We start from the raw sequence: 4,701 nt of genomic DNA, 5'->3' as shown, positions 1-4,701 counted from the left end.
CGGGCTCAAGCCGGGTCCGAACCTGCTCCAGCAAGGCTGCCCTCTCTTCAACAAACTGAAGGACATTGCAGCTGAAGACCGCGTCGAAACTTTTTTCCAGCGGCAGGCTCTCCAGCGGGCCGTGCCACAATTCGAGCCAGTCCGACTTGAGAGCCGCCGCATGGCGGCCGGCGGCCCTGGAGATCATCAGGGCCGAGTGATCGAGACCGGTGACCCGAGCCCCTGGCACCGAGCGCAAAACCGCCTCGATGCCGATCCCTGGCCCGCAGCCGATTTCCAGCACCTGCGCCCCGGGTTTCAATCCAAGCAGTGCGACGGTCCAGTGGTTGCGGGCAACGTTGGACGCCCGATGTGCCATGATCCAGCCGGCAAGAGATCCCAGTATCCCGTGTGGCTGCCGGAACTGGCCCATGATCGCGGCCCGCACGCCCCCGGGAGGTTTTCCCGGAAGCGCTTCGATATGGTCTGTTTCAGCCGTCATCGCGCCCACTTCCCAACTGGAACGCGACACCGCAGCCATAGGCAAGACACAACAGGGCCAAAACCCCGGCAAAGGCATCGCTGAAGCGAAGCGGCGGCGCAGCGAACATGTCGACGGCTGATGTCGACCAGAACCAGGTCAGGGCCACGCTGGCCACGACAAGGCCCGTCAGAAGGCGCAAGAGCCTGTGCCCCTTGCCAGGTGCCTCACCCGCGCGCTCACGCATTTGTTTCAGTATCTCGGACATCGCTCGTTCTCCTCAGCTGTGTCAGTTTCTCTTGAAAGTCGCTCAGCGTCCGGCAAGCCTGCAGCAGGCTGCCTTCTTCCCAGCCACGCCCCATCCGAAGCAGCAACGTCTTCTCCTCGGCCAGGATTTCCCCGAAGACCGCCCTGCCCCCGTCCGTCAGAGTGATCAGCACGGACCGCCGGTGTTCCGGGTTCTGACGGGTTTCCACGAGACCGAGGGTCTGTAGCCGGTCAACCAGCGCCTGGACGGATTGCCGCGTCATCGATTTTGCAGCTGCCATTTTCGGCACCGGGCTCGGCCCTTCCTCGGCGAGATACTCCAGAATTGCCCTCAGCGATGCCGTCAGCCCCCGCGCTTCCAGCATGTCGTCGGAGATCCCCGCCATCAGACGAAAGGTCTTGCGCACCTCGCCGATGAGCCGCCGCAGTTCAGCAACGTCCGCATGTGTCTGATGGGGCAAATGACACCTCCTACTTTGACAGCTTAACTGTCATATATAGCTTGACAGTCAAACTGTCAATGCAGATAATACAAACAGAACCGATCAGGAATTTTTTGAGCCCTTGCCTGCATTCCCATTGTGCAAAGGAGTTCCCGCCACCATCTGGCAAGGACATTGCCTTGGGTCCATGCCCGAGAGGATTTCCTAAATGACTGTCTTTCAAATCGTCAGCGGCCTGCTGCTTCTGCTTGTGGGCGGCGATTTTCTGGTGCGCGGGTCCGTGGGCCTGGCCAAACGCGCAGGCGTCTCCGAATTGCTGATCGGCCTCGTTCTGGTCGGATTTGGTACCTCCACGCCGGAACTGATGACCAGCGTGATGGCCGCGCTTGGCGGTTCACCGGGTATTGCCATTGGCAATGTCGCGGGCTCCAACATTGCGAATATCCTGCTTATTCTGGGACTTGTCGCGGTAATCGCCCCCATTCGAACCGACCCCGCCGCCCTGTTGCGGGACGGCCCTGCAAACGCCTTGGCGGCGGTTGCCTTCGCCGGACTTGCGGTCAGTGGCACCATCGGCCGCGAGGCAGGCCTCGTGTTGTTGCTGGCACTTGCCGGGTACCTGGTACTCACATACCGCATGGAGCGGGGCCGCAGTTCGCCCTCCGCGGAAATGCACAGGGGCGAGACTCGCCTCGTTCTCCCCGAGCCGAAACCTCTCGAGCTTCCGCTTAATCTGGCACTGGCCTCGGGCGGACTTGCCATGATCCTATTCGGAGCGCATTTTCTGGTGACCTCTGCCTCCGAACTGGCGCGGATGGCAGGCATCAGCGATGCTGTCATCGGCGTGACAATCGTTGCGGTCGGCACGTCCCTGCCAGAACTGGTGACGTCGATGGTCGCCGCATTGAGGCGGCAGACCGACATCGCCCTTGGCAACATACTCGGATCCAACCTCTTCAACATTCTCGGCATTCTGGGTGTCACTGCAGCCGTTTCCCCCTTGCCCGTTCCAAGAGAAATCATGGATCTGGACGTCTGGGCGATGCTGGGAGCAACAATGATCCTGCTTGTTTTTTCCATGAGCGGCTGGCGCATATGCCGCAGGGAAGGAACCGTCATGCTGCTGGCCTATTGCGCCTATATGGCCGTCGTCGCGGCCAACACCCTCGAATGATCCTCAAATTTGTCGAATTTCTTTGCCCGGCAAGGCTCCCCAATGCCGGGACAATCTGCCAAACGGCGGCATCCTTGCGCGCCTCCGGTCGCCGGAACTGCCTTACGATTGCGGCCTGAACGCCCCGGGGTGGCTTTCCGGGGACCTTTTCACGATGTCCCGTCGCAGCTTTCTCCCACCCGTTCCCGAGTTGAAATGCGGTGCCTCAATCCGGCAATTGAGCTGTCAAATCAAGTACCCTCGAATGGCGTCTTCCCTGCACGGTATCGTACGAACAACAGCCTTTTCGGGACCTTTGGAGCGGCAAGCTCTAACGGCAGGCAGCAATCCAATCCGGCGGAACCCACGGCTCCGCCGGGTACAATACAGCTTCAGCTGCCGCTCTTGACCGGGATCGCAATCGGACGGACCGGCGAACCGGTCGCGCCCCGCAGCTTCAGGGGCGACGTGATGAAGGCGAACTCATGGACGCCATCCTTCGCGAGATCTTCCAGCCACAGCAGCTCCAGAAAGGAGACGCCCTTTTCCGCCAGCAGATAGGAGTGAACCGGCGCGAAGTTTTCAGGGTTGGTGGACGGAAAACTCTCGAGACCCAGGTTGTCGGCACCGAGCACCATCGCCTTTTGCTCTTCGGCCAGCCACTTTGCGGCTTCCAGGCCAAGCCCAGACTGGGAGAAAAGCGACAGTTTCGACTTGTCCGGCCAAAGGCTCATCTGCCCGGTGCGGACAAGCACCACGTCACCGCCGGCAAGCGTGGTCCCCTGTTTCGCCAGCGCGTCTTTCAGATCCGTCACGGTAATCGCATAGGACGCCGGCAGCACATCCACGCCCTTTGCCTTCGCAACATCGATCAGCACGCCGCGGGCAACGATGGAGGGATATTTGTCCGCCCCCGATTTCGACCAGCCGCGCACGCCCAGCGCCTCATCCGCGCCGACACCGTTCCAGATCTTCCCGTGCAGGCCGAAATGACTGAGCGTATCGATATGTGTTCCCGTGTGGGTGTTCATCGATATGGCTTCACTGGAATGCGACAGCAGCTCCTTGCCGCCGTCACCGCGGGCCGGCGTGTGAAGCATCATCATCTGGTAGGTCGGGTCACCGAAGGCGGCGCTGCAGCAGTCCGGCATGCCGACGAACAGATCCACACCGAGGTCATAGACCTTGCCCGTTTCAATCCGCTGCAGGATCTCAAGCCGCGAGGCATCGGTCATCATGTTGAGCGTGCCGATCTCGTCTTCGGGTCCCCAGGGGCTTTCGCCCGCAAGACCTCCATCCGCAAAGGCCGGAGCACCGGCAAGAACCATGGCAAGGAGCGCGGCGGCGCCCAGCTTCGCAGTCTGCTTCATCACGTCTTGCATCTTTGATTTTCCTTTTCTCTCGACACCCGGCCCCGCATGGCTTTCCGGCAATGCGACCCCTTTCGCGGAAGGACGGGTCCTCCACGTTCCAGCGGCAGCAATTGCCGGACTTGGGCTCGGGCTTCAGGCGTTCACAACAAACGCCCATCCAGGCGTTTGACTCGATTAGGACACTTGCCCTAAAACGTGATTAGGACAAACGTCCTATGCTGTCAAGCGATCGGATGCGGGCGGGTCTTCACACCGTGCGGAGCCGCTTGCACCCCGGTCACAGTCAAATTTGTCGAATTTCTTTTTTCTTTGCGCCGCAAGGCTCCCCAATTCCGGGACAATCTGCTAAACGGCGGCATCATTGCCTGCCTGCGTCGTCGCGGCCCAACCACAGCTGCCAAAAACACTGGCCAACAACAGTGGAACGTCATGATCCCGAACGACATCAAGATCACGCCCGACCTGATTGCCTCCCACGGCCTGAAAGAGGATGAATACGAGCGCATCCTGGAACTGATCGGCCGCGAGCCGACGTTCACCGAGCTCGGCATTTTCTCGGCCATGTGGAACGAGCATTGTTCCTACAAGTCCTCCAAACTCTGGCTGAAAACCTTGCCGACCGAAGGCCCGCGCGTGCTGCAGGGCCCGGGTGAGAATGCCGGTGTCGTCGATATCGGCGACGGTCAGGCGGTCGTCTTCAAGATGGAAAGCCACAACCACCCGTCCTACATCGAGCCTTATCAGGGCGCGGCCACCGGTGTCGGCGGCATTCTGCGCGATGTCTTCACCATGGGCGCCCGTCCGGTGGCAGCCATGAACGCGCTGCGCTTCGGTGAGCCTGACCATTGGAAGACCCGCCACCTAGTGTCCGGTGTCGTGTCCGGCGTCGGCGGCTACGGTAACTCCTTCGGTGTGCCGACGGTCGGCGGCGAGGTTGAGTTCCATGCCCGCTACAACGGCAACTGCCTCGTCAACGCCTTTGCTGCCGGTCTTGCCAGGTCGGAT

General features: G+C 60.9%; 6 protein-coding genes. 2 read left to right on the top strand and 4 right to left on the bottom strand.

Features of this window, described 5'->3' with window-relative positions; translation table 11 throughout:
* From ACQY7U_RS22005 to ACQY7U_RS21995, 3 genes are all read right to left on the bottom strand, one after another.
* Nucleotides 1–481 (bottom strand): class I SAM-dependent methyltransferase (locus ACQY7U_RS22005; protein WP_428649386.1); only part of this gene is annotated, 481 nt, incomplete at its 3' end.
* A complete protein-coding gene (locus ACQY7U_RS22000) occupies nucleotides 471–728 on the bottom strand; it encodes a hypothetical protein (RefSeq protein WP_428649383.1) in 258 nt (85 codons plus the stop codon). The genes ACQY7U_RS22005 and ACQY7U_RS22000, both read right to left, overlap by 11 nt.
* Nucleotides 700–1,188 (bottom strand): MarR family winged helix-turn-helix transcriptional regulator, encoded by a 489-nt coding sequence (locus tag ACQY7U_RS21995; protein ID WP_428649381.1) that lies wholly within the window; start codon nucleotides 1,186–1,188, stop codon nucleotides 700–702. Before ACQY7U_RS21995 ends, ACQY7U_RS22000 begins: the two co-directional genes overlap by 29 nt.
* Nucleotides 1,189–1,378: 190 nt before the next feature.
* On the opposite strand from ACQY7U_RS21995, the gene ACQY7U_RS21990 reads away from it, so the two are divergent.
* Nucleotides 1,379–2,344: a calcium/sodium antiporter gene (locus ACQY7U_RS21990; RefSeq protein WP_428649379.1), complete on the top strand. Its 966-nt coding sequence runs from the start codon at nucleotides 1,379–1,381 to the stop codon at nucleotides 2,342–2,344.
* Between the two features lie 371 nt (nucleotides 2,345–2,715).
* On the opposite strand, the gene ACQY7U_RS21985 is transcribed toward ACQY7U_RS21990, so the two are convergent.
* Nucleotides 2,716–3,705: a cyclase family protein gene (locus tag ACQY7U_RS21985; RefSeq protein WP_428649376.1), complete on the bottom strand. Its 990-nt coding sequence runs from the start codon at nucleotides 3,703–3,705 to the stop codon at nucleotides 2,716–2,718.
* Between the two features lie 420 nt (nucleotides 3,706–4,125).
* On the opposite strand from ACQY7U_RS21985, the gene ACQY7U_RS21980 reads away from it, so the two are divergent.
* The coding region (locus ACQY7U_RS21980; RefSeq protein WP_428649373.1) for an AIR synthase related protein at nucleotides 4,126–4,701 on the top strand (576 nt) is incomplete at its 3' end.

The organism is Roseibium sp., from assembly GCF_050301095.1.
Classification (GTDB): Bacteria; Pseudomonadota; Alphaproteobacteria; order Rhizobiales; family Stappiaceae; genus Roseibium.
This window is presented reverse-complemented; position numbering and strand designations above follow the sequence as displayed.